Annotated in this window: 21 protein-coding genes; 8 read left to right on the top strand and 13 right to left on the bottom strand. The window is 66.4% G+C overall.

Annotation, left to right across the window (positions count from 1 at the left end):
* Positions 1 to 35: 35 nt before the first annotated feature.
* On the bottom strand, positions 36 to 440 hold the full coding sequence (locus C7401_RS09155) for a helix-turn-helix domain-containing protein (RefSeq protein WP_112171129.1): 405 nt from the start codon (positions 438 to 440) through the stop codon (positions 36 to 38).
* Positions 441 to 1,291: 851 nt separating this feature from the next.
* On the opposite strand from C7401_RS09155, the gene C7401_RS09160 reads away from it, so the two are divergent.
* Both C7401_RS09160 and C7401_RS09165 read left to right on the top strand, forming a co-directional pair.
* On the top strand, positions 1,292 to 1,657 hold the full coding sequence (locus C7401_RS09160; RefSeq protein ID WP_112171047.1) for a hypothetical protein: 366 nt from the start codon (positions 1,292 to 1,294) through the stop codon (positions 1,655 to 1,657).
* A gap of 59 nt (positions 1,658 to 1,716) precedes the next feature.
* Complete coding sequence (locus C7401_RS09165; protein WP_112171048.1) at positions 1,717 to 2,331, top strand: hypothetical protein; 615 nt, start codon at positions 1,717 to 1,719, stop codon at positions 2,329 to 2,331.
* 73 nt (positions 2,332 to 2,404) lie between these two features.
* Here C7401_RS09165 and C7401_RS09170 read toward each other — a convergent pair whose 3' ends face one another.
* The 5 genes from C7401_RS09170 to C7401_RS09190 all read right to left on the bottom strand — a co-directional run bounded on the left by C7401_RS09170 (position 2,405) and on the right by C7401_RS09190 (position 8,465).
* Positions 2,405 to 2,653 carry a DUF2964 family protein gene (locus tag C7401_RS09170; RefSeq protein WP_112171049.1) on the bottom strand — a complete coding sequence of 83 codons (249 nt, stop codon included), beginning with the start codon at positions 2,651 to 2,653 and terminating at the stop codon, positions 2,405 to 2,407.
* Between the two features lie 392 nt (positions 2,654 to 3,045).
* A complete protein-coding gene (fliD, locus tag C7401_RS09175) occupies positions 3,046 to 4,485 on the bottom strand; it encodes a flagellar filament capping protein FliD (protein ID WP_112171050.1) in 1,440 nt (479 codons plus the stop codon).
* Positions 4,486 to 4,654: 169 nt separating this feature from the next.
* Entirely contained in the window at positions 4,655 to 5,248 is a 594-nt protein-coding gene (locus tag C7401_RS09180) for an IMPACT family protein (RefSeq protein ID WP_112171051.1), read from the bottom strand.
* 889 nt (positions 5,249 to 6,137) lie between these two features.
* Positions 6,138 to 6,455 (bottom strand): hypothetical protein, encoded by a 318-nt coding sequence (locus C7401_RS09185; RefSeq protein ID WP_112171052.1) that lies wholly within the window; start codon positions 6,453 to 6,455, stop codon positions 6,138 to 6,140.
* A 339-nt stretch (positions 6,456 to 6,794) separates the two neighbouring features.
* Positions 6,795 to 8,465: an acyl-CoA synthetase gene (locus C7401_RS09190; protein ID WP_112171053.1), complete on the bottom strand. Its 1,671-nt coding sequence runs from the start codon at positions 8,463 to 8,465 to the stop codon at positions 6,795 to 6,797.
* A 168-nt stretch (positions 8,466 to 8,633) separates the two neighbouring features.
* Here C7401_RS09190 and C7401_RS09195 point away from each other — a divergent pair, with 168 nt between their 5' ends.
* Positions 8,634 to 9,431, top strand: coding sequence for a Crp/Fnr family transcriptional regulator (locus C7401_RS09195; protein ID WP_181565529.1), 798 nt, complete (start codon positions 8,634 to 8,636; stop codon positions 9,429 to 9,431).
* Positions 9,432 to 9,610: 179 nt separating this feature from the next.
* Positions 9,611 to 9,964, top strand: a complete 354-nt coding sequence (locus C7401_RS09200) for a DUF4148 domain-containing protein (RefSeq protein WP_224038374.1) — start codon at positions 9,611 to 9,613, stop codon at positions 9,962 to 9,964.
* Positions 9,965 to 10,074: 110 nt separating this feature from the next.
* On the opposite strand, the gene C7401_RS09205 is transcribed toward C7401_RS09200, so the two are convergent.
* Both C7401_RS09205 and C7401_RS09210 read right to left on the bottom strand, forming a co-directional pair.
* A complete protein-coding gene (locus C7401_RS09205) occupies positions 10,075 to 11,832 on the bottom strand; it encodes a peptidoglycan D,D-transpeptidase FtsI family protein (protein ID WP_112171055.1) in 1,758 nt (585 codons plus the stop codon).
* 248 nt (positions 11,833 to 12,080) lie between these two features.
* Positions 12,081 to 13,628: a methyl-accepting chemotaxis protein gene (locus C7401_RS09210; RefSeq protein WP_112171056.1), complete on the bottom strand. Its 1,548-nt coding sequence runs from the start codon at positions 13,626 to 13,628 to the stop codon at positions 12,081 to 12,083.
* 466 nt (positions 13,629 to 14,094) lie between these two features.
* On the opposite strand from C7401_RS09210, the gene aepX reads away from it, so the two are divergent.
* The 3 genes from aepX to C7401_RS09225 are packed head-to-tail and all read left to right on the top strand — an operon-like array spanning position 14,095 to position 18,048.
* A complete protein-coding gene (gene aepX / locus C7401_RS09215) occupies positions 14,095 to 15,786 on the top strand; it encodes a phosphoenolpyruvate mutase (RefSeq protein ID WP_112171057.1) in 1,692 nt (563 codons plus the stop codon).
* A complete protein-coding gene (aepY, locus tag C7401_RS09220) occupies positions 15,783 to 16,970 on the top strand; it encodes a phosphonopyruvate decarboxylase (protein WP_112171058.1) in 1,188 nt (395 codons plus the stop codon). The genes aepX and aepY overlap by 4 nt, the downstream gene beginning before the upstream one ends.
* A gap of 10 nt (positions 16,971 to 16,980) precedes the next feature.
* A complete protein-coding gene (locus C7401_RS09225) occupies positions 16,981 to 18,048 on the top strand; it encodes a 2-aminoethylphosphonate aminotransferase (protein ID WP_112171131.1) in 1,068 nt (355 codons plus the stop codon).
* A 101-nt stretch (positions 18,049 to 18,149) separates the two neighbouring features.
* On the opposite strand, the gene C7401_RS09230 is transcribed toward C7401_RS09225, so the two are convergent.
* Positions 18,150 to 19,391: a PepSY-associated TM helix domain-containing protein gene (locus C7401_RS09230; RefSeq protein ID WP_112171132.1), complete on the bottom strand. Its 1,242-nt coding sequence runs from the start codon at positions 19,389 to 19,391 to the stop codon at positions 18,150 to 18,152.
* Positions 19,392 to 20,089: 698 nt separating this feature from the next.
* Between C7401_RS09230 and C7401_RS44305 the strand changes: the two genes are divergently transcribed.
* Positions 20,090 to 20,287: a hypothetical protein gene (locus C7401_RS44305; RefSeq protein WP_146757895.1), complete on the top strand. Its 198-nt coding sequence runs from the start codon at positions 20,090 to 20,092 to the stop codon at positions 20,285 to 20,287.
* A gap of 16 nt (positions 20,288 to 20,303) precedes the next feature.
* Here C7401_RS44305 and C7401_RS09240 read toward each other — a convergent pair whose 3' ends face one another.
* The 4 genes from C7401_RS09240 to C7401_RS09255 all read right to left on the bottom strand — a co-directional run bounded on the left by C7401_RS09240 (position 20,304) and on the right by C7401_RS09255 (position 24,986).
* Complete coding sequence (locus C7401_RS09240) at positions 20,304 to 20,891, bottom strand: nucleotidyltransferase family protein (RefSeq protein ID WP_112171133.1); 588 nt, start codon at positions 20,889 to 20,891, stop codon at positions 20,304 to 20,306.
* A gap of 150 nt (positions 20,892 to 21,041) precedes the next feature.
* The gene (locus tag C7401_RS09245) at positions 21,042 to 23,273 is read right to left on the bottom strand and encodes a xanthine dehydrogenase family protein molybdopterin-binding subunit (RefSeq protein ID WP_112171060.1); all 2,232 of its coding nucleotides are present in this window, start codon (positions 23,271 to 23,273) and stop codon (positions 21,042 to 21,044) included.
* On the bottom strand, positions 23,270 to 24,271 hold the full coding sequence (locus C7401_RS09250; protein ID WP_112171061.1) for an FAD binding domain-containing protein: 1,002 nt from the start codon (positions 24,269 to 24,271) through the stop codon (positions 23,270 to 23,272). The genes C7401_RS09245 and C7401_RS09250 overlap by 4 nt, the downstream gene beginning before the upstream one ends.
* 16 nt (positions 24,272 to 24,287) lie before the next feature.
* A complete protein-coding gene (locus C7401_RS09255; RefSeq protein WP_112171062.1) occupies positions 24,288 to 24,986 on the bottom strand; it encodes a (2Fe-2S)-binding protein in 699 nt (232 codons plus the stop codon).
* Positions 24,987 to 25,129 lie beyond the last annotated feature (143 nt).

Below are 25,129 nucleotides of genomic sequence, written 5' to 3' on the forward strand. Positions count from 1 at the left end.
TGCGCCGCGGGGCGTGCGGTGCCGGTGCATGCCGCTTAGCGTGCCGATTTCGACAGCCGGTGGCCAAGTCCGAGGTTCGAGACGATCTGCCAGGTATAGACGCGCGAATAGTGCACGCCGAACTGGCGGCCGATCAGCTCGCGCACGCGGCTGTTGGTCCATGCGTCGCTCGGGAAGCCATGGTCCCGCGCCGAGCCATGCAGGGCGGTTGCGATCCAGCCCAGCGCGGCCTGGTCGAGCACCGAGGGCCGGCCGCCCACGCTCATCTGCTTGAGCGCGGCGAGACCGCCATCTTCGACAATCGATTTGTAGCGCCTCACCGTCTGGGCGGAAAGGTGAAGTGAGTCGGCGACGCTATTCACGGTCGCGCCTTCCATCAACATCTGGCCGGCGGCCATTCTTCTCGCGACGCTCGGCAGGTTCTCGGTTCGGGTAAGCATGTGTTCACTCGTCGACGAAAGATTCCGGTCATGCGGCATTGCGGATGTGCCGCACCTGTAACCCTCTTCCTGCATGCGGGTCTTCTCGCTTGCCATGAATCCCGCGCCGGGTGCGGTGACGCGAAAGCCATGGCGGACGGCGAAATCGACGCCCGGTGAAGGGCGCGTATAGCGAAACGCCTCGGTGTTCCGCAGCGGATATTAATAATTGTTTTTGTAGGGAATGTGTATAGTCAGCGGAAAAATAGTCTGCTTGACTTGTGGATAATCCTGAACTAATGAGAAAAAACAACCGACTCGGATTGCTCAACAATGATGGCCGCCATTTCGCGCGGATGCTGCAATGCGGTCGTTTCCGCCATCTGTGGCGAATAGCCTGACTTTTTTACTCAATTACTCGGAGCAAGATGCGGCCGGGCATTGCGCATTGTTTCGTATGAGTAATCATGGGTCTTTCGATAGGCGCCAATGTTGCCGAAACAATGCAAATCAAATATCGAAGCGCGCCTTGAGACGTTTGTTAGCGTATCGCCGATAGCATTTCCCGTATTTCGACGTCGCTCTCCATAGTCGGACGTTTTTCGTCGGCCGTGCAATTTCAGGGAGCGAAATGATTTTTTTGTGCAGAATACTTTTCGCAAACATTCCAGGTTGATTTCAATGCGGATTGGATTGGAATGAAACGAATGGCGATTGCCGGATTCGCTTCGCGTTGCGAAATGAAACGGTTCCTTGAATCCTGCCGGGCCGCCATGTGCGTGCGTGCCTTTTGCAAGCGCCGTGCAGCATAGGCGTCGGCCCATTTCCTGGTCGTGGGGATGCATAGAGAAATTGATGAAAGGGTAAGCAGGTTGTTGCGTCGCGCCGCGAGCCGTCGCTCGCTGGTGCCGTATGGAGCGTTTCACGCACTCTTTGAAGGCGACGTGCCGCTGCGTGAGCGCTATGAAAAACTGGAGACGGCCGCGGCGGCGTTGTGCGAGCCGGGCGAAGCCGACTATGCGTCGTTGCTCGCGACCGACTCGGGTCTGCCCGGGCCGGACTTCTACCAGCGCTTGCGGCGTCTGCATGCCGAGCGCTACTACGCGACGCTTGGCGCGGACCGCCATCGCATGCTGAGGCTGGTCGAAAAGCGCCAGCTCGCGAGCGACGAGCGCGAACGCGTGTATGCCCACTATCGACGCTGCGTAGCCGAAGCGGCTTGCGCGGACGGCGTATGAGGCGCGCGCCGCGCGCCTGCGTTGTGTTGTCATCCACGATCCGGAGAAGGAGCCTGTCCATGTCCATGCGTTACCGTACGTCCGCGCCGCTGCTCGGCGCCGTTCTTGTTCTCGCTTTTGGTGCCTCGCCTCTCGTGCCGCTTTATGCGCAAACCGCATCGGAGGCCGCGCCTGCCAGCGCGCCGGGCGGCTTGCTACAGGTCGGGGAGATTTCGGGCACGGCCACGGTGGTGAGTATCGACGCGGCGAACAACGCGGTCACGCTGCGCGGCGATAACGGCAAGCAGGAGACGATCTCGGTCGATCCGGCGGTGGGCAACGTGAGCAAGCTCGCGCCCGGCGACAAGCTGGACATTCTCTACCGGGAGGCAGTGCTGCTGCGCGCCGACAAGGTGAGCACGAAGGGCATACGCTCGCGTGTCGAAACGGTGGCAACCTCGCCGGCTTCGGAGGGTGTGGTGGCCAAGGCGCGCGCCATTCAGGTGGTCGCCACGGTGCAGAAGATCGACCACAAGAACCGCAAGGTGACGTTGCGCGGGCCGCGTCACACGGTGGTGGTGGCCGTGCCCCAGGACGTGCCGATCGGTTCGCTCAAGGTGGGTGACAGCATTCGCGCCGACTATGTGGGCGCGACCGCTGTCCAGGTGACGCGCAACGGCCAGCGCGTGGAGTGAGTCGAGGGCCGGCGAGCGATGAACGCATGATGCCGATGCGCGGCTTGCCGCCGCGCGTCGGCGCTTTGACGCGCTAATCGACGCGATTGCGGTCGCGCACGAGGATCGAGACGTAAATCACCGTGCAAACAATGATGATGGCCACGCCGGTAATGACCTTCCGGTGATCGAAATTAAGGAGGCCGATCACGGCGATGGCGATGCCTGCCGCGGAGCCGAGCGTGCCCATGGCTGCAACGAAGATGCGCACCTTGCTCCATACGCGATGGCGCCGCGCGGGACCGGCGCCTTCTATAAACCGATGCAGTCTGTCGAAAAACATGGTGGCTCTTCCGGGTTGAGTAAAGGACGGAAAGAACTGGAAAGGCGGTCACGCGAACACAATACAGCGAGCACCTAGCCCGAATTCATTATAGCGAGCCCATTATTGCGCGTTCTTTCACTGCCCAACGCGGTCTTCGCGGAATTCTTCACCGTTTTTTGCGCGCGTTTAAGTCTGGCTTAATTTTGCGTCGCCATGATGGGTGCGTCGGGTCGATTCGATAGTTCGATTCGCGGTTGTTCTTCACGTCCCCTGTTGGCCGCCGATGCGTTCGGCGGCTTTTTTTTGCCTGCGATTATCGATCGGGCATTCATTCCCGCGCATCGCCACGCCAACGTAAAACCGGCGCGCCTGTTTCGTGCAGGCGCGCCGGTTCACGTCTTCGACACGGCTTATTTGTGGTTGGTCGCGAGTGCGCCCGCGCTGTTCGCGCCGCCGAAGAGTTGCGTGAGGTATTGCGCGTTGTTGTTCATCGTCGTCATGAGCGTGTTGAGCGCCGTGAACTGGCGATTGAACTTGGTGGTGAGCAGCGCCGCGCGCGCTTCGAGCGTGGTCGACTGCTGCTTGATGTCGTTGAGTTCCTTGTTGAGCGCGTCGGTGCGCCGCTCGATGATGCCGCTCGACTGCACATAAGGCTTGATGGCGGCATCGAGCTTCGCGGGGATGCCGCCGCTGCCGAACAGCGTGGCGATCGCGCGGTTATCCGGCTGGAGCGCCTTGTCGAAGGTCTTGTCGTCGATCTCCAGCTTGCCGGTCTTGTCCAGCTTGATGCCGATCTCGCCCAGCGAATGGCGCACGCCGTCGCCGCCCTTCACGCCGTTCGCGATGACGGCCGGCAGCGCCTCGGAGAGCATGCGCGCGACCGAGTCGCCGAGCAGCGCGCCCGAGTGCGAGCTGGACGAGTCGGTGCCGGCCGTGAACGAGGTGAGCCCGCTCATTGCGTCCACGTAGCTGTTGTAGGCCTTCACGAAGTCGCGGATGGCCGTGCCCGTCGCCGTCATGTCCGGCGCGATGGTGAGCGTCTGCTTCGTTCCGACCGAGGCGCTCTCGAGCTTGATCGTGAGGTCGCTCACCACGCCTTCGAGCGTGTTGCTCGCGCTCGTCACGCGGGTGCCGTCGATATGCAGTTCGGCGTCGCCGGCCGGCACGACTTCGCGCATCTGCGCGGAGCCAAGGCGTGCGTCGAGGCCCGCGTCTGCGCTCACTTCGATCGCATTGGCCGCGCCCGTCTTGGTCGAGCTGAGCACGAGGTGCTGGCCGTCGGTGCCGTTCACGATCGAGGCCGTGACGCCAGGATTGTCCGCCGCGCGGTTGATGGCCGCCGCGATGTCGGAGAGCTTGTTGCTGCCCGCAGCGATCGTCAGGTGCATCGACTTGCCGCCCATCGAGATGTCGAGCGCGCCCGTGCCGAGCGTCGCGCCCGTGTCGAAGCCGTCGGAGGCGAGCTTGTGGGCGGTTGCGAGGTGATCCACCTCGACCGTGTAGCTGCCGGCCACGGCGCTCTTGCCGGCCACGGCGCTCAGGCCTTTGTCCTTTTCGCTGGCGGTGACCGTGAAGCGCTGGAGCGCGGCGCCGTCCTTGAACGGTTCGAGCGCGGTTTGCAGCGAGGCGAGCGACGACTTGAGCGTGCCGAACGCCGAAAGCGTCGTGTTGCTGGCCGTTTGCCTCGCGGCGAGGGCGGCGCTCGGTCCCGCCATCTTCGCGTTGACGAGCGCCTTGACGAGCTGGTTGACGTCGAGCGCGGAGTTGGTCGCCCCGCTGATGATCGATTGCGCGGCGTCGCTCAGGACGCTGTTCGCGCTGGCTGTGGTGTTCGTGATCGTGCTTGCCATGAAAGAAGTCCGTTCGTTCTGGTGCGTCGGATCGACAGGACACGCTTAAAGCGTGGACTTTCTTTCATTACGGCAAGCTTTCATGAAACTTTATGTAAGAATCGAAAAGAAATTGAAAAGTTTGGCCGACATGGCGCCGGCCGCCGCTTTCAGTTGCTTTTCGACGCTTTCACACGTGCTCGGGGAAGCCCGCGCGGCCCTGCGTGAGGTCGCGCAGTTCCTCACGCGCGTTTTCCACGTTGCTGGCGGGCATCTGCACCGTGAGGCGCACGGTCATCGTGTACTGGCTGTCCACGAGCGTGAACTGCGCCTGCTCGATCCAGTGGCGCACGCGTGTTTCGTCGGGGTAGCCCATTTCGACGGTGAGGCGCGCCTGCGCGATGCGCTCGATGCGCGTGGCGCCTTGCAGGGCGCTCGCGATGGCGTCGGTGTAGGCGCGCACGAGGCCGCCCGCGCCGAGCTTCACGCCGCCGTAGTAGCGCACCACGGCGGCGAGCACGCCGTCCAGGTCGTGATGGCGCAGCACTTCGAGGATCGGGCGTCCGGCGGTGCCGGAGGGTTCTCCGTCGTCGGACATGCCCGACTGGCCGCCCGCGAGCAGCGCCCAGCAGACGTGCGTGGCGGCAGGGTGTTCTTCGCGCAGGCGGCGCAGTTCGGCCATGGCCGCTTCGCGGTCGGCGACGGGAATCGCATGCGCGATGAAGCGGCTCTTGCGGATCTCCAGATCCGCGCTGACAGTGTGGGCGAGCGTAAAGGTGGCCAAAACAGTGGGCGACGCGGTGGGCAAAGCGGGGCGGCTCGGCGCGCGGCGCCGCCGGGGGAAACCGTCATGTTAACCGATGCGGGCGGGGCGCCTTCGACGTCCGTCCCCATATCCTCACAAATTACGTAACGGTTTCTTGCGTCAGATGCTAGTGACGCCCAGTCTGCCAGGCCTGATAATGCATCACATGACGGATCTAGCTCTGGCTGGAGCGACGCCGAACTCCTCATTCGGTGATCCGTCATGTTTTCCGCCTTCTCTTCCTCCCCTCGCATTCCCTCGCGGCGCCGTTCCGGCATACGCGAATCCCGGCAGACCGCCGCGGTCCCACGCAAATCAGGGGCAAAAAAATCCCCGGTCGCAAGATCTCACGACCGGGGGTCACAAGGCTCGCCTGTTCTCAAGAGGCGACACCACCTTACGTCCGCAAAATTGACTCGGCAATCGGAAAAAAAACCAGGTTCGGGCCGATCGTTTGCCCGGCACTTACGGGCGCATTCGTTTCGTCGCGCCCAAAAAAATCCCGGCCATCGCTGGCCGGGCAATGAGAATACACCGTGCGCTCCGGGGAACGAAACGCCCAATAACGTTACCCGCGCGACGCGCCACGGGCAACGCTTGCACATTACCTGCGATTACTGACGTCCGGCTTTCGAAGCCTGCCGGAGCCGGGCGCCGCTGCGCCGGACACGCCGTGTGGCGGGCCTTGTCGCCATTTTGATTCGGATTGCTGAGGAAGTTGGCGAAAGGATCGAAAGCGCGCGAAGTAAGACGTGGAAATGCGCCGAGGCCGGTCTCCCCGTGGGGGAGGACCGGCCTCGGTGTTGCCCTGTTTGCCCTGTCGATCACAGGTGGGTCACATGCGGGTCACATGTGAAGCACGCCCGGATCAGTAACGCGGCGGGGGCGGCGGACGACGGTCGTCGTCACGGTAGTGCGGGGGACCCGGATCGTGCGGATGGTGATGCATCCACTCGTCGTGTTCCCAGTAACGGTGGCCGTCGTAGTAACGGTTGTCGTGCCAGCCGATCGAAATACGCGCATCCACCGGCATCATGTGCGGCTCGCCATATTGCGGCGCCGAGTTGGCGCGCAGCCCGTACGGCGAGGATTGCGCGAAGGCGCTCGTCGCGCCCAGCAATGCGCCGCCTGCGATAAGCGCGGCAGCGAGAGCGCGGGCGGGGGTCTTCCAGCTCTTCGTATTCATGTGGTTACCTCCTCTTCGGTTTCGTCGTCACGCGGCATCGGAGTGCCTTGTGTTGCGACCACGGTTCAAAGCTTATCGGCCGTGAGGAAAGGAATACGTGAGCACTTGTAAGCTTTCGTTTCACAGCATCCGTCACACGAAAGAGGCCGATCTGACAGTTGGCCCTTGATGGAGAACGGATTAAACGGGGCGCATGACAGTTGTCCACATGCCCGGGAGGGTCGGGTTGTCAATTGGCGTTACATTCGGGGGCGATCGAGGCGCAATTCGAGGTGCAATTCGAGGCGCATTCAAGGCCGCTGCGTTCATGCCACGTCACGCAACGGCCTTTCGCCGGCCTTACTGCGCCGGTTTCGGCGGCGTTTGCGCGCTGCTCAGGTCGATGGCGCTTTGCGAGCCGACCTGCGTGCGCAACTCATACTTCTGGATCTTGCCCGTGGCCGTGCGCGGCAGCTCGCCGAACCTCACGGCGCGCGGCACCTTGTAGTGCGCGAGGAAGAGGCGGCAGTGCGCCATGATCTCCTCCGCGGTCGCGCTCGCACCGGGCCGCAGCTCGACGAATGCGCAAGGCACTTCGCCCCACTTCGGGTCGGGCATCGCCACGACGGCGGCGAGCGCCACGGCCGGGTGGCGATACAGCGTGTCCTCGACTTCGATGCTGGAGATGTTCTCGCCGCCTGAAATGATGATGTCCTTGCTGCGGTCGGTGATGCGCACATAGCCGTCGGGCGTCATCACGCCGAGGTCGCCCGTGTGGAACCAGCCGCCGCGGAACGCCTCTTCGGTCGCGCGCTCGTTCTTCAGGTAGCCCTTCATGCAGATGTTGCCGCGGAACATGATCTCGCCGAGCGTTTCGCCGTCGGCAGGCACAGGCTCCATGGTCTGGGCGTTGCGCACGCTCACGCCGCTTTGCAGGTGATAGCGCACGCCCTGGCGCGCGGCGAGGCGCGCCTGCTCCTCGTCGGGCAGCGTCTTCCAGCGCTCCTGCACCGCGCACACGGCGGCGGGGCCATACACCTCGGTGAGGCCGTAGACGTGCGTGAGCTCGATGCCGATCACCTTCATCTTCGCGATCACGGCGGGCGGCGGCGGCGCGCCGGCCACCATCGTGCGCACCGTGTGCGAGATGCCCTCGCGATACTCCGCCGGCGCGTCGGCGAGCGCACCCTGCACGATCGGCGCGCCGCAGTAGTGCGTGACGCGCTCGTTGCGAATCAGGTCGAACACGAGCTTCGCGTCGAACTTGCGCAGGCAGACGTTCACGCCCGCGCGCGCGGCGATGGTCCACGCGAAGCACCAGCCGTTGCAGTGAAAGAGCGGCAGCGTCCAGAGGTAGACGGCGTGCTTGGGCAGATCCCATTCGAGGATGTTGCTCACCGCGTTCATGTACGCGCCGCGATGGTGATAGACCACGCCCTTCGGGTCGCCCGTCGTGCCCGAGGTGTAGTTGAGCGCGATGGCGTCCCACTCGTCGCGCGGCGGCGCCCAGGCGAACTCGGGGTCGCCCTGTTCGAGGAAGGTTTCGTAATCGGTTGCGCGCGGGAAGAACTCGGGGTCGGCGGGCGCGACGTCGGCCACGCTGATGATCTTCAGTTGCGGAAATTCCAGCGCCGCGCGCTGCGCGAGCGCCGCGTATTCGGTGTCGACGATCAGCGCCCTGGCCTCGCCGTGACGCAGCATGAACAACATCGTCGCGACATCGAGCCGCGTATTGAGCGTGTTGAGCACCGCGCCGAGCATGGGCACGCCGAAATGCGCCTCGACCATCGCGGGGATGTTGGGCAGCAGCACCGCGACCGTGTCGCCGCGGCCGATGCCCGCCTGGGCGAGCGCGCTCGCGAGCCGCCGCGTGCGCGCATACGTTTCGCGCCAGTTGCGGCGCACGTCGCCGTGGACCATCGCGAGCCGGTCGCCGTAGACCTCGGCGGCGCGGGCGATGAAGTCGATGGGCGTGAGCGGCACATAATTGGCTTCGCGTTGCGCGAGACCTTCTTCGTACGGGTGCAACATGGCGGTGTCTCCAGACGATCGCAGGGCCGTGGCGGCCGGTTATCCATTTATAGGTATGATTCGCGCTACCGTAGCAGGACCGCGTGCGCCAGTCTGTCGCCGGCGCGACAGAGCGGGCCGCCGCGAACGATCCCGAGCGAAACCCTTGATTTAACCCAGGAAAGCGCGATGTCGCAGTCCATTATGCCCCCGCACGGGGCCCGGCCCGAGCACGCTCCGGCCGGCTCTCCCACGACCCTGCGCGACGCGTGGCGCGAGGGCGAGCGTATCGACGCCACGAACGCGCCGCGCCTTGCGGCGCTGTTCGAGCGCTGCGCCTGGTTTCGCGCGCTTGCGCCCGAGCATCGCGAGTGGGTGCTGGCTTCCTCGCATGCGCAAGGCTATGCGGCGGGTGCGATCGTCGCCGCGCGCGAGGCGCCCTCGGACTGGTGGCTCGGCGTGAGCAAGGGGCTCGTGAAGCTCGCGATCTTCAACGCCTCGGGGCGCGGCTGCACGTTTTCGGGCGTGCCGCACGGCGGCTGGTTCGGCGAGGGCAGCGTCATCAAGCGCGAACCGCGCCGCTACGACGTGATCGCGCTGCAACCGTCGCTCGTGATGGCGGTGCCCGCCGACACGTTCCACCGGCTCATGGATTGCAGCCTGCCGTTCAATCGTTTCGTGATCCATCAGCTCAACAACCGCATGGGCGAGTTCATCGCGCTGATCCAGAACAGCCGTCTGCTCGACGTGGACGCGCGCGTTGCGCAGTCGCTCGCGCAGATGTTCAATCCCGATCTCTATCCCGAGTCGGGCCACGCGCTCGACATCTCGCAGGAAGAGATCGGCATGCTGGCGGGCGCGTCGCGGCAGCGGATCAATCAGGCGCTCCAGACGCTCGAGCGCCACGGCCTGGTCGCGCTTTCGTACAACCGCGTGGATGTGCTCGATCTCAACGGCCTGCGCGCGTTCGGCCGCGACCAGATTTGAGGTGCCCGGCCCCTCGGCCGTGCTGCCGTGCAGGACGGGCCAGCAGAAGTCCTTATCAATCTTGCGAGGAATAGAAGAGTCCCTACCGATTGCGCCCGTTTTTTAGCGCCGCTTCGCTGCGTAAACTTTCCCCATCGACTCGCCTGGCGCATGGCCGCGAGTCCTGAATGGAGAGCACAGTGAAGAACGCAATGGTACGCACGGCGCTGGTTTCGATGATGGCGATCGTCCCGGCGATGTCGTTTGCCCAGTCCGTGAGCAACAACAATGGCCCGGTCACGCGCGCGCAGGTCGTGCAGGAGCTGGTCGATCTGGAGTCGGTGGGCTATAACCCGGCATCGGCGAACGATGTCACGTATCCGGAAGACGCGCAAAGAGCCATGCGTCTGCTCGCCGAAAAGCGCGCGAAGGAAGCGCGCCTTGCGCAGGAGCGTCAGCAGCAGGGGCAGGTTGCGCAATCGGGTTATGGCGCGCCGCCTGCGGCGAACGGCGAAGCGGGGGCGCCGGCCGCCGTGTCGGGCGGCAGCAATTAAGCATCGCTTGTGCCGTGTGGTGACGCATGGTGACGTGTGGGCTCGCGCCGCTCAGTGATTGAGAGAACGTGCGAGCCGCACAAAAGGCGCAAGCGACACCAACAGCGCGTTCAAGTGCCCTTGGCCCGTCCATCGGCCACAACCTGAACGCTGTCCGGCGGCACGCCGAGCAACTGTAGCGTGCCGGCCGTCACGCCCGAAAACACCGGCCCTGCAACGGTCCCGCCATAGAACGCCTTGCCCGCCGGGTCGTCGATCATCACCGCCACGATCACGCGCGGCTCGCTCATCGGCGCCATGCCCACGAACAGCGCGCGATAGCGGTTCTTCGCGTATCCCGCGCCGACCTGCTTGCGCGCGGTGCCCGTTTTCCCTCCTATGCGATAGCCGTCCACGTTGGCCGCGCGGCCCGTGCCGCCTTCGCTCGTCGCCATTTCCAGCATCTTGCGCATGGCCGCGGCCGTGGCCGGCGTGGTGACCGCGCGCGGCGCGGCCGCGGCGGCGCCTGTGTTTCCCTGGGCATCGCGCAGCAGCGTGACCGGGTGCAGCATGCCGTCGCCCGCGTAGGCCGTATAGATCTGCGCCATTTGCAGGAGCGATGTCGAAAGACCGTAGCCGTACGCCATCGTCGCCTGCTCGATGGGCCGCCAGCGCGCCCACGGCCGCACACGGCCCGGCGCCACGCCCGGGAACGTGACGCCGGGCTTCTGCCCGAGCCCGTACTCCTGATACTTGTCCCAGATGGTTTGCGCGGGAAGATTCAGCGCCAGCTTCGCAAGCGCGATGTTGCTCGACTTCTGGATGGCCTCGGCCACGGTCATGCGGCCGTGGTTCGAGGTGTCGTGGATCGTCGCCGGGCCGATGCGGTACGTGCCCGGCGACGTGTCGATGATCGAGTTGGCGTTGACCTTGCGCAGGTCCATCGCGAGCGAGACGACCACCGGCTTGATGGTCGAGCCGGGCTCGAACGTGTCGACCACGGCGCGGTTGCGCAACTGCTTGCCCGTTAGCCGCGCGCGATCGTTCGGATCGAACGACGGCCAGTTCGCGAGCGCGAGGATTTCGCCGTTGTGCGCGTCGAGCACCACAACGCTGCCCGCTTCAGCATGGTGCCTGGCGACCGCCGCCTTGAGCTGCGTATAGGCGAGCTGTTGCACGCGGCGGTCGATGGTGAGCTGCACGGTGTCGCCGTTGCGCGGCTGCACGCGCTCGCTCGGCTCCGAGACGACGCGCCCGAGCCGGTCGCGGATCACTTCGCGCTGGCCCGGTGTGCCGCGCAGGCGCGTGTTCGCGGCGAGCTCCACGCCTTCCTGGCCCGCGTCTTCGACGTCGGTGAAGCCGACCACGTGCGCGGCCGATTCGCCTTCCGGGTAGTAGCGCTTGGAGTCGGCGATGAGGGTGATGCCGCCCGTGGCCATTTCGTCGATGTGCGCGGCGCTTTCGGCATCCACCTGACGCTTGAGCAGCACGAAGCTGCGGTTGCCCGCGAGCCGCCGGTCCAGTTCCGCGAGCGGCATGTCGAGCAGGCGCGCGAGCGGCGCGTGCGCGGCGGCGTCGAGCACCTTGGGGTTGGCCCAGACTTCGAAGGTCGCGAGGCTCACGGCGAGCAGGGCGCCGTTGCGATCGACGATGCGCCCGCGCATGGCGTCGAGCTCCAGCGTGCGCTGGTAGCGCTTTTGCCCCTGCTTCACGTAGAAGCCGTGATTGGCGACCTGAACCCAGAACGCGCGTCCGGCGAGCGCCGCGAAGGCCGCGAAGGTGACGAACACGATGAATTTCGAACGCCATGCGGGCAGGCTCGGGGCGAGCATCGGGTGACGGGTCGCGGCCGCGTGCGGGTCGCGCGGCGGTTTCCTGGAGCGGATCATGAGCAAGGCGGGGTGGCTTGGCAGAGTTATATTGTAAACATGATGTAATTGAATTGAAATGATGGGTGCGCGGGACGGCACGTCGATTGGGCGCGCGTTGCGCGTGGTCATGCACCGCGAGCGGTGCCAGGAGGGGAGGTCCGGCCGAGGGGAAGAACGGCCGCAAAGCGAACCGGGCCGCGAATGCGGCCCGGCAGGGATGAAGCGAAGCCGGCGCGCAGCCGGCGAGGGTCCGCTTTTACGAGCCCTTATGCGTGCGCCGGCAACTGGAAGCTCGCAATCGAGTCGCGCAGCACGCTCACCTGATCCTTGAGCGAGTGCGCGGCGGCGGCGGCTTCTTCCACGAGCGCCGCATTCTGCTGCGTCACCTGGTCCATCTCGCCCACGGCGCGGTTGACCTGCTCGATGCCCGCGCTCTGCTCGCGCGAGGCGTGGCTGATCTCTTCGAGGATCTCGTGCACGCGGCGCACCGACTGCACGATCTCGGTCATCGTCGTGCCCGCATTGGTCACGAGTTGCTGGCCTTCGCTCACCGTGCCCGTCGATTTTTCGATCAGCGCCTTGATCTCCTTGGCGGCGGTGGCGGAGCGCTGCGCGAGGCTGCGCACCTCGGCGGCCACCACCGCGAACCCACGGCCCTGCTCGCCCGCGCGTGCCGCTTCCACGGCCGCGTTCAGCGCGAGGATATTGGTCTGGAACGCGATGCCGTCGATCACGCCGATGATGTCGCCGATCTGCTGCGAACTCGTCGTGATGTCGCCCATGGTGCGCACCACGTCGTCCACGACGGCGCTGCCGCGCGTGGCGACGTCGGCGGCCTGGCTCGCGAGCGTAGCGGCGTGCTGCGCGCTGTCCGCGTTCTGGCGGACGTTGGCCGTCATCTGGTCCATGCTCGACGCGGTTTGCACGAGCGCCGCCGCCTGCTGCTCGGTGCGCTGCGACAGGTCGGTGTTGCCCGCCGCGATCTCGTTTGCGCCCACGTTGATGTTCTCCGCGCCGCTGCGCACGCGCGAGACGGTCTGCACGAGCGCACCCTGCATCGTCGCGAGCGCGCGCATGAGGCTGTGCTCGCTCGGACCCTCCACCTGCACGCGCAGCGTGAGGTCGCCCTCGGCGATGCGGTTGGCCGCGTCCACCGCGCCTTCCAGTTCGCCGCCGATGCTCCGGCGCACGCTGCGCACCACGAGCACCATCACGGCCGTGGCCGCCGCGCCCAGCAGGAAGGTCACGCCCAGCCAGCGCAACAGGCTGTCGTAGAACTCGGCGCGCACGTCGTCCATGTACATGCCCGTCACGATGACCCAGTCCCACGGCGCGAAGCGGCGGCCGTAGCTCGTCTTGGGCACGGGCTCGCTGTGGCCGGGCTTGGCCCACAGGTAGTCGAGGAAGCCGCCGTTCGGGCCGCTCGCGGCGTTCACGAGCTCGCTGAACACGTGGGTGCCGGCGGGATCGGTGAAATCGGTGAGCTTCTTGCCGTCGAGCTCGGGCTTGATCGGATGCATGAGCATGACCGACTGCGAGTTGTTGACGCTCAGATAGCCGTCGGCGCCGTAGCGGATCGAACCGATCACGGCGAGCGCCTGCTTCTGCGCGTCGGCTTCGGTGAGGGCGTTACGTTGCGAGAGACCGTAGTAGTAGTTCGTGATGCTCATCGCTTCCTCGACGAGCGAGGTGAGCTGCGCGCGTCGTTCGCGGATCATGGCGTCGCGGCTTTGCCAGGCGCCAAAGGCGACGATGAGCAGCAGGCCGATCCAGAGGATCGCGATCATCGAGCGGAGCTTCTTGTTGAGTGTCATCGTCTGCATGGTCGGTCGGGTATTTCACAGGGGCTGTACGGCTGGCGAAACGTTGCCGCCAGCCTGTGTTTACGGCGTGCGCAAACGTGCGCGAGACCCAGGAGGAACCCTGCCCAGGCAAGTATTCGTCAGACAAAAGCGACGACCACGCGTGGCACTACGGCGGCGCGTATGACGCCGCGCTGAAATGCACGCGAAACCACCGATAAAAGCCACAATTTTCACTGCAACTCCATGATTTGCCACTATTTGCGGTGATCGACTGCGGATAAGAATCGTTTCCGTTATAGTCGCGGCTTCGGCCCCGCCGGCGCCCAGTTTTGAGCGCCTGTTTTTTTCCGAGGCCTTTCTCTCACGGCCCCACAAAGGCCGCTGGCCCCGGGGTCCCGATGGATTTCCCAACGATGCGACGCGCGCGGCGCAGCAGGTGCTGCCGCCTTCGCGACGTCCACTGGAGTGAAGAAGAATGAACGCACGCGAACCCGCTCTGATCCCCGCCGCTGTTGCCACGTCGCGCAGCGCGCGGCTGCGCCAGATGCTGACCAGCAACGAACTCGAATTCCTGATGGAAGCGCACAACGGCCTCTCCGCACGCATTGCGCGCGAAGCGGGCTTCAAGGCGATCTGGGGCTCGGGCCTCTCGATCTCCGCGCAGTTCGGCGTGCGCGACAACAACGAGGCGAGCTGGACCCAGGTGGTCGACAACCTCGAATTCATGGCCGACGCGAGCGACCTGCCCATCCTGCTCGACGGCGACACCGGCTACGGCAACTTCAACAACGTGCGCCGTCTCGTGCGCAAGCTGGAGCAGCGCGGCATTGCGGGCGTCTGCATCGAAGACAAGGTGTTCCCGAAGACCAACAGCTTCATCGGCGGCGAAGCGCAACCGCTCGCCGACATCGACGAATTCTGCGGCAAGATCAAGGCGGGCAAGGACTCGCAGACCGACGAGCACTTCTCGATCGTCGCGCGCGTGGAGGCGCTGATCGCGGGCTGGGGCATGGACGAAGCGCTCAAGCGCGCCGAGGCGTATCGCCAGGCGGGCGCGGACGCGATCCTCATCCACAGCAAGCTCTCGAAAGCTGACGAGATCCTCACGTTCGCGCGCGAATGGGCCGGCCGCGGCCCGCTCGTGATCGTGCCGACCAAGTACTACAGCACGCCGACCGACGTGTTCCGCAAGGCGGGCATCAGCACGGTGATCTGGGCGAACCACCAGATCCGCGCGGCCGTTTCGGCCATGCAGGCCGTGACGAAGACGATCTACGAAACGCAGACGCTCGTCGACGTCGAAGACCGCATTGCTACGGTCAACGAAATTTTCCGCCTGCAAGACGCCGACGAATACTCGGAAGCCGAAGACCGCTACCTTTCCGCGACGTCGCGCGGAGCAGGTTCGGCCATCGTGCTGGCCGCGACCCGTGGTTCGGGCCTCGACGCCTACACCGAAGACAAGCCCAAGGTCATGCTGCCCGTGGCGGGCAAGCCGCTCCTGCGCTGGCTCGTCGACGCGTTCAAGAAGCAGTCGGTCAACGACATTACCGTGGTGGGCGGCTACAAGGCCGAAGCCATCGACACGGCGGGCATCAAGCTCGTGCGCAACGAGCGCTTCGCGCAAACGAACGAACTCGCGTCGCTCGCGTGCGCGGTTGGCGCGCTCGACAACGACACGGTGATCTCGTACGGCGACCTGGTGTTCCGCAGCTACATTCTTCGCGATCTCGTGGAAAGCGCAGCGGACTTCAGCGTGGTGGTGGATTCGTCGCCCGAGTCGGAGAACAGCAGCACGCGCGACTTCGCATGGTGCTCGGCCGCCGACGAGCGCGATCTGTTCGGCAGCAAGGTGTTCCTCGAGCGCGTGGCGAGCGAACCCGCCGCTAACGGCGTGGCGGCGCACGGCCGCTGGATCGGTCTCGTGAACGTGCGGGGCGCGGGCCGAGCGAAGCTCGCGAAGAAGCTCGCGCAACTGCAAACGCGCGCCGACTTCGACACGCTCGACATGCCCGCGCTGCTCAACGCGCTGATCGCGGACGGCGAGAAGATCGAAGTGCAATACGTGCATGGCCACTGGCGCGGTGTGAACGACCTCGAAGACTTCCGCCGCGCGGGGGATTTCGCGCATTCCCAAACGCCGCTGGGCGCGGAGGGCAACGCGTGATCGAAGCCGCACAGTTTGTCGAAGCGGCGCGTGCGCGCGGCTTCGAGTGGTACGCGGGCGTGCCGTGTTCGTACCTCACACCGTTCATCAACTACGTGCTGCAAGACGATTCGCTGCACTACGTGAGCGCGGCGAACGAAGGCGACGCGGTCGCGGTGATCGCGGGCGTGGCGCTCGCGGGCAAGCGCGGCATCACGATGATGCAGAACTCGGGCCTCGGCAACGCCGTAAGCCCGCTCACCTCGCTCACGTGGACGTTCCGCCTGCCGCAACTGCTGATCGTGACGTGGCGCGGCCAGCCGGGCGTGGCCGACGAGCCGCAGCACGCGCTCATGGGCCCGGTCACGCCGCAAATGCTGGAGACGATGGAAATTCCGTGGGAGACGTTCCCCACGGAAGCCGACCAGATCGCCGCGGCGCTCGAACGCGCCGTCAAGCACATGGACGAAACGGGCCGCCCGTATGCGCTCGTGATGCAAAAGGGCAGCGTCGCGCCGTACGAATTGAAGGGCGGCGGCGCGATGCCGGCAAAGCACGCACTGCCCGTTGCGCAGGCAAAGTGGACTGGACGGACTCCTGATCAACTGCCCACGCGCCAGCAGGCGCTCGAACGCGTGATCGCGGCGACGCCCGCAGAGTCGACCGTGGTCGTCGCCTCGACGGGTTTCTGCGGCCGCGAACTCTATGCGCTCGACGACCGCTCGAACCAGCTCTACATGGTCGGCTCGATGGGCTGCGTCACGCCGTTCGCGCTCGGCCTCGCGCTTGCGCGGCCCGACCTGAACGTGGTCGCGCTCGACGGCGACGGCGCGGCGCTCATGCGCATGGGCGTGTTCGCCACGCTCGGCGCCTATGGCCCCGCGAACCTCACGCACGTGCTGCTCGACAACGGCGCGCACGATTCGACGGGTGGCCAGGCCACCGTGTCGTCGCAAGTGTCGTTCGCCAACGTGGCCGCCGCCTGCGGCTACGCCGACGCCGTGGAAGGCGACGATCTCGCCACGCTCGACAGCGTGCTCGCCGCCGCGCGCGAACGCGCAAAGGGCGCTTCGGGTGTCGAAGGCACGCGCTTCGTACGCCTGACGATTCGTCGCGGCACGCCCGATGGCCTGCCGCGCCCCACGATCACGCCGCCCGAAGTGAAGACGCGTCTCATGCGCCACATCGGCGCGCTCGCACAATAAGGATATGTCGATGCTGCTGCTCAATCCCGGCCCGGTCACGCTCACCGAACGCGTGCGCCAGAGCCTGCTTCAGGAAGACCTGTGCCATCGCGAAAGTGAGTTCTTCGACGTGCAGGAAGAGGCGCGCACGCGTCTCGTGGGCGTCTACGAACTCGATCCCGCGCAGTGGCAGGCCGTGCTCATGACGGGTTCCGGCACGGCCGCCGTCGAAAGCATGATCTCGACGCTCGTGCCCGCCGACGGCAAGCTGCTGATCGTCGAAAACGGCGTGTACGGCGAGCGCATCACGGCCATCGCGAAGCAGTACGGCATCGCGCATGAAGTCGTGAAGCACGACTGGATGCAGGCGCCGGACCTCGCGCGCATCACCGCCGCGCTGGATGCCGACAAGTCGATCACGCACGTTGCGATCATCCATCACGAAACCACCACGGGCCGCCTGAACGACCTGCGCGCGCTGGGCGAGGCATGCCGCGCGCGCGGCGTGCAGATGCTCGTGGACGGCGTGAGCAGCTTCGGTTCCGAAGCGATCGACTTCGGCGACACGAGCATCGCGGCGGTGGCCGCGACGGCGAACAAGTGCCTGCACGGCGTGCCCGGCGCGGCCTTCGTGGTGGTGCGCCGCGCGGCGCTGGCACCGGCGCATAGCCGCACGTACTACCTCGACCTCAAGCGTCTCGCCACGTTGCAGGATCAGCGCAACACGCCGTTCACGCCTTCCGTGCACGCGTATTACGCGCTCGTCGAAGCGCTGCGCGAACTCGCCGACGAGGGCGGCTGGCAGGCGCGTCACGCGCGCTATGCGGCGCTCTCCGAGCAGGTGCGCGCGGGGCTCGCCGCGCGCGGCATGGACAGCGTGCTGCCGAAGGACGAATCGTCGGTGGTGCTGCGCGCGTTCCGCTTGCCCGCAGGCGTCGATTATCCGAAGTTGCAAGACGCGCTCAAGGCGCGCGGCTTTGTGATCTACGCGGGGCAGGGCGGCTTGTCGGCGGAACTGTTCCGCATCTCGACGATGGGCGACATTCACGCCGCCGATGTCGAACGCCTGCTGGCCGCGTTCGATGAAGTGACGCGCTAAGGCCTCGAAGCTTCCAGGCTGACGCCAACGAAAAGCCCTTGCAGCGAGCGATCGCTGCAAGGGCTTTCTGCTTTACCTCGCGTTGTTTTCAACCCGTCGATTCAGCCCGTCGCGCGCTCGCGTGTCCGCACCGTGCCGGCCGCCGCTTTCGCCTGCTTGCCCTGCTTCGCGGGCTTGCGCCGTGCGCGCGCCTTCTTGAGCCAGATGAGCACGCCCGTCACGCTGAGCATCGCAACGGCGAGGCCGGTGAAGCTGATGGCGATACGCCCCGGCAGTCCCACGATGCGGCCCGAATGCAGCGGAAACTGCGCCTGGATGAAGATGTCGCCCGCGCTGCCCTGACCGGGAATCTGCTTGCCGAGCACCTGGCCCGTGCGCGCGTTCAGCACGAGCCACGGATTGCCGAGGCCCGCGTCGCCATGATCGTTGCCCGCACCGTAGTAGCCCACGCCGAACACGCCGAACGCGGGCACCGCGAACAGGCCGCCCGGCGGCGCGGTGATGCCTTCGCGGCGGCCGACTTCGGCGGCTTCGCTGACGATGCGCGCGCGCGCCGCCGTGGTTTCGGCGGGCGTGAGCGCCGGGCCGGGCGCGACGCTGCGGAACGGGTCGGGCGTGAGCGTCGAGAACACCGACACCACGGGGCGCACGACCTGCGCGCCCAGGTTCATCGAAATCGACGTGACGGCCACCACGATCAGCAGGCCCCAGAGCCACACGCCGCCCGAGCGATGCAGGTCGAAGGTCAGCGCATAACCGCCGCGCTTCACGCGGAAGGCGAGCGACTTGCGCCAGCTTTTCAGGCTCGGAAACGCGAGCACGATGGCGATGAAGCCGTCGAGCAGCCAGACCATGCCCACCACGCCCATCGTCCATACGCCGAAGTCGATGCCCATCTTCGTCGGCAGGAACAGCGTGTAGTGAAGCTGGTAGAGGAACGGGATCAGGTTCAGGCGCGCGAGCGAGGCCTTGCCCCACATGCGGCGGCCTTGCTCCTCGCCGGTCGCGGGGTCGAGCGCGACCTGGTTGAAGTCGAGCGGGTAGGGTTGTGCGGTGTGCGGGTCGATGCGCGGCGCCACGCGCGCGATCCACGTGTGGCCCGGCTCGACCGACAGCGGCATGAAGGTGACGACCGCGTGCGGTTCTTTGGCTTCGAGGCGCGTTGCGAGTTCGAGGGCGGGCAACGGCGCACCCTCGGTCGCGCTATGGAAGAACGACGGGTTGAGCATCCCGTCGAGTTCATGGTCCCACGCGATCACCGCGCCGGTGAGTCCGGCGACGAACAGGAAGGCGGCGATGCCAAGACCGAACCAGCGGTGCAGACGCACCAGCAGCGGTCTCATGCGACAACCCGGCACGCCGGCCGGCATGCGGGGGCGAACGCGATCTCGATTGGGTTCACGGCGATCTATAAAATACTGCAAATAGGAATCGTTTGCATTTTACGGATCGGTGGCGCAGGGCGCAAGGTTTACGAAAGGCTTCGATTGGGGGACGGAAGACAGTACGCCGCGCGCGGCAGGCGGCGCGGCGTTTGCGGACTGCGGCGCCCGGACTCGCGCCGGGCGCGCGCTCAGACGGGGTCCTTGTCCGGCGGGCCTTCGGGTTGTTGCGGCTCGTCGTTGTGGTGGCCCGGCGAAGGCGGGGTGAGCGGGTCGCGTTCAGGGTCCCGCGTTGGATCGGCGAGTGGATCGGGAAGCGGGGTCGTATGCGAGCAGATCATCGCGAAGTCCTCTTGCGCTGCAACGGCGGGCCAGGTGGCGCGCGTGCCTTTATAGCGTAGTTGATCGATGTCATGCCTGCGGAGTTTCGCGTGTGCCGCAGTCGTCTCCGCCGTCGTCCCGACTCTCATCGCGATTGCCCGCGTTTTTGACGTTAGTCGAGCGCGATCGAGTGGGCCTCGTGGCGCATTATTGCGGTCAGCGAAACGCTGTTTATAGGGGGGCGGCGTTTCTCTCTTTGTGGCCAAACCTTAGACTTGCGGCTTTCTCAAAATTGGGGCGAAGCCAAAGCGCCCCGGTCGTTCTTGCGGAGTGGAGTCATGGGTCTGGCGATTGTCGCGGTGGTGTTCGTAGCGGGTTTAATCGGCATACCGACGCTTTTCACCCATGAAGCGGCGCACGCTCCGGCACAACAAGTGGCCTCGGCGCAAACTCCCGCGCCAGGCGTCAATAATCCGGAAGCCCCGGATACCTCCGATACAGGCAGCAGCGAGGCCGCCGCGACCGAACAGCCGTAAGGCGCCGTGCCTGCGTTCAAATTCCGTTGAGATCGGCCGGCGTGTCGATGTCGCGCAGGATGCCGGGGTCGTCCACGTCAATGCGCATGAGCGGGTGCGAACTGAGCAGCGCACGGGCGCCCGCGTCGCCGTCGAGCGCGACGAGCGCCTCGCGATGCGTGTAGCTGAAGCCCACCGGATGCCCGCGTTGCCCGCGATAGAACGGCGCGACGAGCGATGCGCCATCGTCCAGCGCACGCGCCACCGCTTCGATCGACTCGACCGCGATGCACGGCATGTCGGCGAGCGCGACGATCCAGCTTTCCGCTTCGTGGTCGGTGTCGACGCCGGCGGCGAGGCTCGCGCCCATGCCGCGCGCGGCGTCGGGGGCGAACACCACGTCGCAGCCCGCGTCGTTGAGCACGTGGGCCAACGTTTCCGCGCCGGGACGCACCACGGCAATCACTTTCGGGACGACGCGCAGCAAGCGCTGGGCGGACTCGCGCGCCACGCACGTGCCTTCTGGGAGCGGGGCGAGGAGCTTGTTGCGCAGACCGTTGGGATCGAAGCGCGAACCGGTGCCGGCGGCGAGTAACACGCCGGTGGCGAACGATGCATAGGCCATGGGGTGTCGCGCTCGCGAGGAGGGGAAGCGCTGATTGTGCGGCGCAAGCGCGCGCGAGGCAAGCCCCGCGCGCGCCATTCCTGCGGCGTTTGCAGACCGTTCATGCACCAGCCGGGTGCGCCGGCTGTATGGCCGGCTCCGTCGCGGGCATCAGGCGAACGCGCGCATTGGCGGCATGACCTTGTCGAGCGTGATCGGCAGGTCGCGTACGCGCACGCCGGTGGCGTGATACACGGCGTTGGCAATGGCCGCGGGCACACCGGTGATGCCGATCTCGCCAATGCCACGCACGCCGAGCGGATTGAAGCGCAAATCCGGCTCGCCGACGAACTGCACGTCCAGCTCGCCGATGTCCGCATTCACGGGCACGTGATATTCCGCGAGATTGTTGTTCGCGATGCGGCCCATGCGCGTGTCGAACTGCCCTTCTTCGTGCAGGGCCGTGCCCACGCCCCACACCATGCCGCCCATCAACTGGCTGTGCGCAGTCTTTTCGTTGAGCACGCGCCCCACGTCGTACGCCCCGACGATGCGCGCGACGCGAATCGTGCCGAGATCGGGATCGACGTGCACTTCGGCAAACACCGCGCCAAACGAGTGAAACGCGTACTGCTGCTTTTCCGCGCCCGGCTTCGTCGAGACCTGCGCCTCGATCGGCTTGCCGCCCGCGCGCGCGATGACGGCGGCGGCGGGGTCGCGGCGCGAGTTGTCGGCCCGGCTCACGACCCAGCCGTCCTGCACGGTCACGTCCTCGGGGGCGAGGCCGTAGACAGGCGAGCCGCGATCGGCGCGCGCGAGCGCGATCAGCTTGTCGCGCGCGGCCGTGGCGGCGGCCTGCACCGCAGGCGAGACGCTCGCCGCCGACTGCGAGCCGCCCGAGACCGGCGCGGGCGGCAAGGTCGAGTCGCCGAGCGCGAAGTGGATGCGATCGGGCGGAAAGCCGAGCGCGTCGGCGGCCACCTGGGTCATCACCGTGTAGGTGCCCGTGCCGATGTCCTGGGTGCCCGAGGCCACCATCGCGGTGCCGTCGGGCAGAATGCGCGCCACCGCGCCCGCCTCGCTGCGGTTCGCGGGATAGGTCGCGCTCGCCATGCCGAGCCCCACGAGCAGGTTGCCGTCGCGCATCGCGCGCGGCGTGGCCACGCGCCGCGACCAGTCGAAGCGCTGCGCGGCCGTTTCGTAGCATTGGCGCAGCGCGTTCGAGGACCACGGTTTGCCGTCCTGAGGCTCGCTTTGCGCATAGTTCTTCAGACGCAAGGCGACGGGGTCCATCTTCAGCCGCCACGCCAGTTCGTCCATGGCCGATTCGAGCGCGAACGAGCCCGTCGTTTCGCCCGGCGCCCGCATGAAGGTCGGCGTGCCGACGTTCAGGGGTACGACACGATGGCTCGTGCTGCAATTCGGCGCCGCGTACATCATGCGCGTGACGAGGCCGCACATCTCCAGCCAGTCCTCAAACGTGGAGGTGTGCGCGAGCGTGTCGTGGCGGATGGCCGTGAGCGTGCCGTCCGCCCGCGCAGCCAGCGACACGTGCTGCTCGGTATGCGGGCGCGAGCCCACTGGCCCGAACATCTGCGGCCGCGCGAGCGCGAGCCGCACGGGCCGCCCCGTTTGCTTCGCGGCCATCGCGCACAGGCTCACGTGCGACCACGACGACCCCTTGCAGCCAAACCCGCCGCCGAGAAACGGCGAGATCACGCGCACGTTCTCGGGCGCGATGCCGAACACGGCTGCGACCGCGGTGCGCGCGCCGCTCACGCCCTGGGTGGCGTCGTAGAGCGTGAGGTCGGGGCCGTCCCAGTGCGCCATCGTCGCGTGCGGCTCCATGGGATTGTGGAATTGCGTGGGCGTGGTGTAGACCGCGTCGATGCGCACCGCGCCCTCTTGCAGGCCCGCTTCGACGTTGCCGCGTGTGGATTCGACGGGGCGGCCCATCGGGCTGGGCGGCGCGTGCGCGTCACCCTTCGCGCGGTCGAAGTCAAGCGTGGCCTGCGCGGGCGCGTACGCGATGTCGACGTGGCGCGCGGCGTCGGTGGCGTGTTCCAGCGTGTCGGCCACCACTACCGCGACGGGCTCGTTGCTGTAGCGCACCGCGTTGTCCTGGAGCAGCGTGAGATGGCGGCCGGCTGGCGGCTTGAGCGGTGTGCGTCCGCCGTTGGGCAGGCGCATCGCGTTCTGGTACGTCATGACGAGCAGCACGCCCGGCATGGACTGCGCGCGGCTCGTGTCGATCGACGCGATCGTGCCGCTCGCAATCGTGCTGGTGACGAGCACCGCGTGAGCGAGCCGTGCTTCGGGGAAGTCGCTCGCGTAGAGCGCGCCGCCCGTGACCTTGAGCACGCCGTCGATGCGGTCCATTGGTTGTCCGGTCAGCGTGCTCATGTGAAGTCTCCCGTGCCGCCGGCGGCGAGCAGCGTTGCGCGAACGATCGCGCGCTGCGCGAGCCCGACCTTGAAGCGGTTGCCATCGAGCGGCTTTGCTTGCGCGAGTTCCGCCGCGGCGGCTTCGCGCAGCGCCGCCGCGCTCAGCGTGCGTCCCGTGAGGTGCTGCTCGGCCACGCTCGCACGCCACGGCCGATGGGCGACGCCGCCCAGCGCGATGTGCGCGGTGCGCACGCGATGCCCGTCGAGTTGCAGCGCGCTTGCCACGGAAACGAGCGCGAACGCATAGCTCGCGCGATCGCGCACCTTGAGGTAGTGCGCGTGCTCGCTGAAGATGGGCGGTGGCAAGTCGACCGAAGTAATCAGTTCACCTGATTGAAGCGTCGTATCGAGATCGGGGCGATCGCCGGGCAAGCGATGGAACGCGGAGAACGCGATCGTGCGCGCGCCGCGCGGGCCGCTCACCTGCACCGTGGCGTCGAGCGCCGCGAGCGCGACGCTCATATCGGACGGATTCACGGCCACGCACTGCGCGCTCGCGCCGAGAATGGCGTGCATGCGGTTGAAGCCGCCAATGGCCGCGCAGCCGCTGCCCGGCGCGCGCTTGTTGCACTGGGTGAAGGCGGTGTCGTAGAAGTACGGGCAGCGCGTGCGCTGCATGAGATTGCCGCCCACGGTCGCCATGTTGCGCAGTTGCGGCGAAGCGCCCGCGAGCAACGCCTGCGAAAGCAGCGGATAACGCGTGCGCACGAGCGTGTGATTGGCGGCGTCGCTGTTGCGCACGAGCGCGCCGATCCGCAGGCCGCCGTTGGGGAGGGTTTCGACTTTATCCAGCGCTTCGATGCGCGTGATGTCGACGAGCGTCACCGGATGCGTGAGCCCGCCTTTCATGAGATCGAGCAGATTCGTGCCGCCGCCGATGAACATCGCACCGGGGCGCTGCGCGGCTGCGATCGCGCTGTTCACGTCGGTAGCGCGCTGGTAGGAAATGGCATCCATGGCCGTCTCCCCGCGCTCATGCGCCGGCCGTGTGCGCGTCGCGCACGGCCGCCACGATGTTGACGTAGGCGCCGCAGCGGCAGAGGTTGCCGCTCATGCGCTCGCGTATTTCGGCGTCGCTCAGTTGCGCGGGGCGCGTGCGCACGTCGGGCGTCGCGGCGCTGGCCGCGCCCGCCGCGAATTCGCTGAGGCACGCCGTGGCCGAACACAACTGGCCCGGTGTGCAGAACCCGCACTGGAAGGCGTCGCGCGCGATGAAGGCGCGCTGCACGGGGCTCAACGCACTCGGGCTCGCGAGGCCTTCGACCGTGGTGATGCGCTGGCCTTCGTGCATCACGGCGAGCGTGAGGCAACTGTTGATGCGGCGGCCCTCCACCAGCACCGTGCAGGCGCCGCATTGGCCACGGTCGCAGCCTTTTTTCGTGCCGGTGAGGCCCGCATAGTCGCGCAAGGCGTCGAGCAGTGTCACGCGCGGCTCGATATGGAGCACGTATTCGCGACCGTTGATGTCGAGCCTGACCGCCTGGGCGGGCGCGGGCGACGGCGCTTCGGGTTCGGCGGCGGGCGGTGCGTTCTGCGCGTGCAGATGCGGCGTCGCGCCCAGCGCGGCGGCAGCGGCGGCGGATTGCAGGAAACGGCGGCGCTTGACGTCGGCGGGAGCTTGGGACGCGTCGCCTGATTCGCGCGGCGCATCGAGAGGACGTTCGTTTGACATGGCGTTCGGCGGACTCCAGGGCGAAGACGGAACGTAAAGAACGTAAGTCGGCGCATCGTGTGCAGCAATTCCGATGCCGCGTCATGCGGTTATTCGCGAACCGAGCATGCCCGACCAGAACAGCAAGTTGCACTTTCGGACCA

This window comes from Paraburkholderia unamae, assembly GCF_003268775.1.
In the GTDB taxonomy this organism is placed as follows: domain Bacteria; phylum Pseudomonadota; class Gammaproteobacteria; order Burkholderiales; family Burkholderiaceae; genus Paraburkholderia; species Paraburkholderia unamae.

Bases quoted from the DNA above. Each gene is read 5' to 3' on its own strand.
- C7401_RS09170 (WP_112171049.1), bottom strand. From the start codon at position 2,653: ATGTTTTTCGACAGACTGCATCGGTTTATAGAAGGCGCCGGTCCCGCG.
- C7401_RS09240 (WP_112171133.1), bottom strand. From the start codon at position 20,891: ATGGCCTATGCATCGTTCGCCACCGGCGTGTTACTCGCCGCCGGCACC.
- C7401_RS09250 (WP_112171061.1), bottom strand. From the start codon at position 24,271: ATGGATGCCATTTCCTACCAGCGCGCTACCGACGTGAACAGCGCGATC.
- C7401_RS09225 (WP_112171131.1), top strand. From the start codon at position 16,981: ATGCTGCTGCTCAATCCCGGCCCGGTCACGCTCACCGAACGCGTGCGC.
- C7401_RS09155 (WP_112171129.1), bottom strand. From the start codon at position 440: ATGCTTACCCGAACCGAGAACCTGCCGAGCGTCGCGAGAAGAATGGCC.
- aepX (WP_112171057.1), top strand. From the start codon at position 14,095: ATGAACGCACGCGAACCCGCTCTGATCCCCGCCGCTGTTGCCACGTCG.
- fliD (WP_112171050.1), bottom strand. From the start codon at position 4,485: ATGGCAAGCACGATCACGAACACCACAGCCAGCGCGAACAGCGTCCTG.
- C7401_RS09245 (WP_112171060.1), bottom strand. From the start codon at position 23,273: ATGAGCACGCTGACCGGACAACCAATGGACCGCATCGACGGCGTGCTC.
- C7401_RS09190 (WP_112171053.1), bottom strand. From the start codon at position 8,465: ATGTTGCACCCGTACGAAGAAGGTCTCGCGCAACGCGAAGCCAATTAT.
- C7401_RS44305 (WP_146757895.1), top strand. From the start codon at position 20,090: ATGGGTCTGGCGATTGTCGCGGTGGTGTTCGTAGCGGGTTTAATCGGC.
- C7401_RS09255 (WP_112171062.1), bottom strand. From the start codon at position 24,986: ATGTCAAACGAACGTCCTCTCGATGCGCCGCGCGAATCAGGCGACGCG.
- C7401_RS09210 (WP_112171056.1), bottom strand. From the start codon at position 13,628: ATGACACTCAACAAGAAGCTCCGCTCGATGATCGCGATCCTCTGGATC.
- C7401_RS09165 (WP_112171048.1), top strand. From the start codon at position 1,717: ATGTCCATGCGTTACCGTACGTCCGCGCCGCTGCTCGGCGCCGTTCTT.
- C7401_RS09230 (WP_112171132.1), bottom strand. From the start codon at position 19,391: ATGAGACCGCTGCTGGTGCGTCTGCACCGCTGGTTCGGTCTTGGCATC.
- C7401_RS09205 (WP_112171055.1), bottom strand. From the start codon at position 11,832: ATGATCCGCTCCAGGAAACCGCCGCGCGACCCGCACGCGGCCGCGACC.
- C7401_RS09185 (WP_112171052.1), bottom strand. From the start codon at position 6,455: ATGAATACGAAGAGCTGGAAGACCCCCGCCCGCGCTCTCGCTGCCGCG.
- C7401_RS09195 (WP_181565529.1), top strand. From the start codon at position 8,634: ATGTCGCAGTCCATTATGCCCCCGCACGGGGCCCGGCCCGAGCACGCT.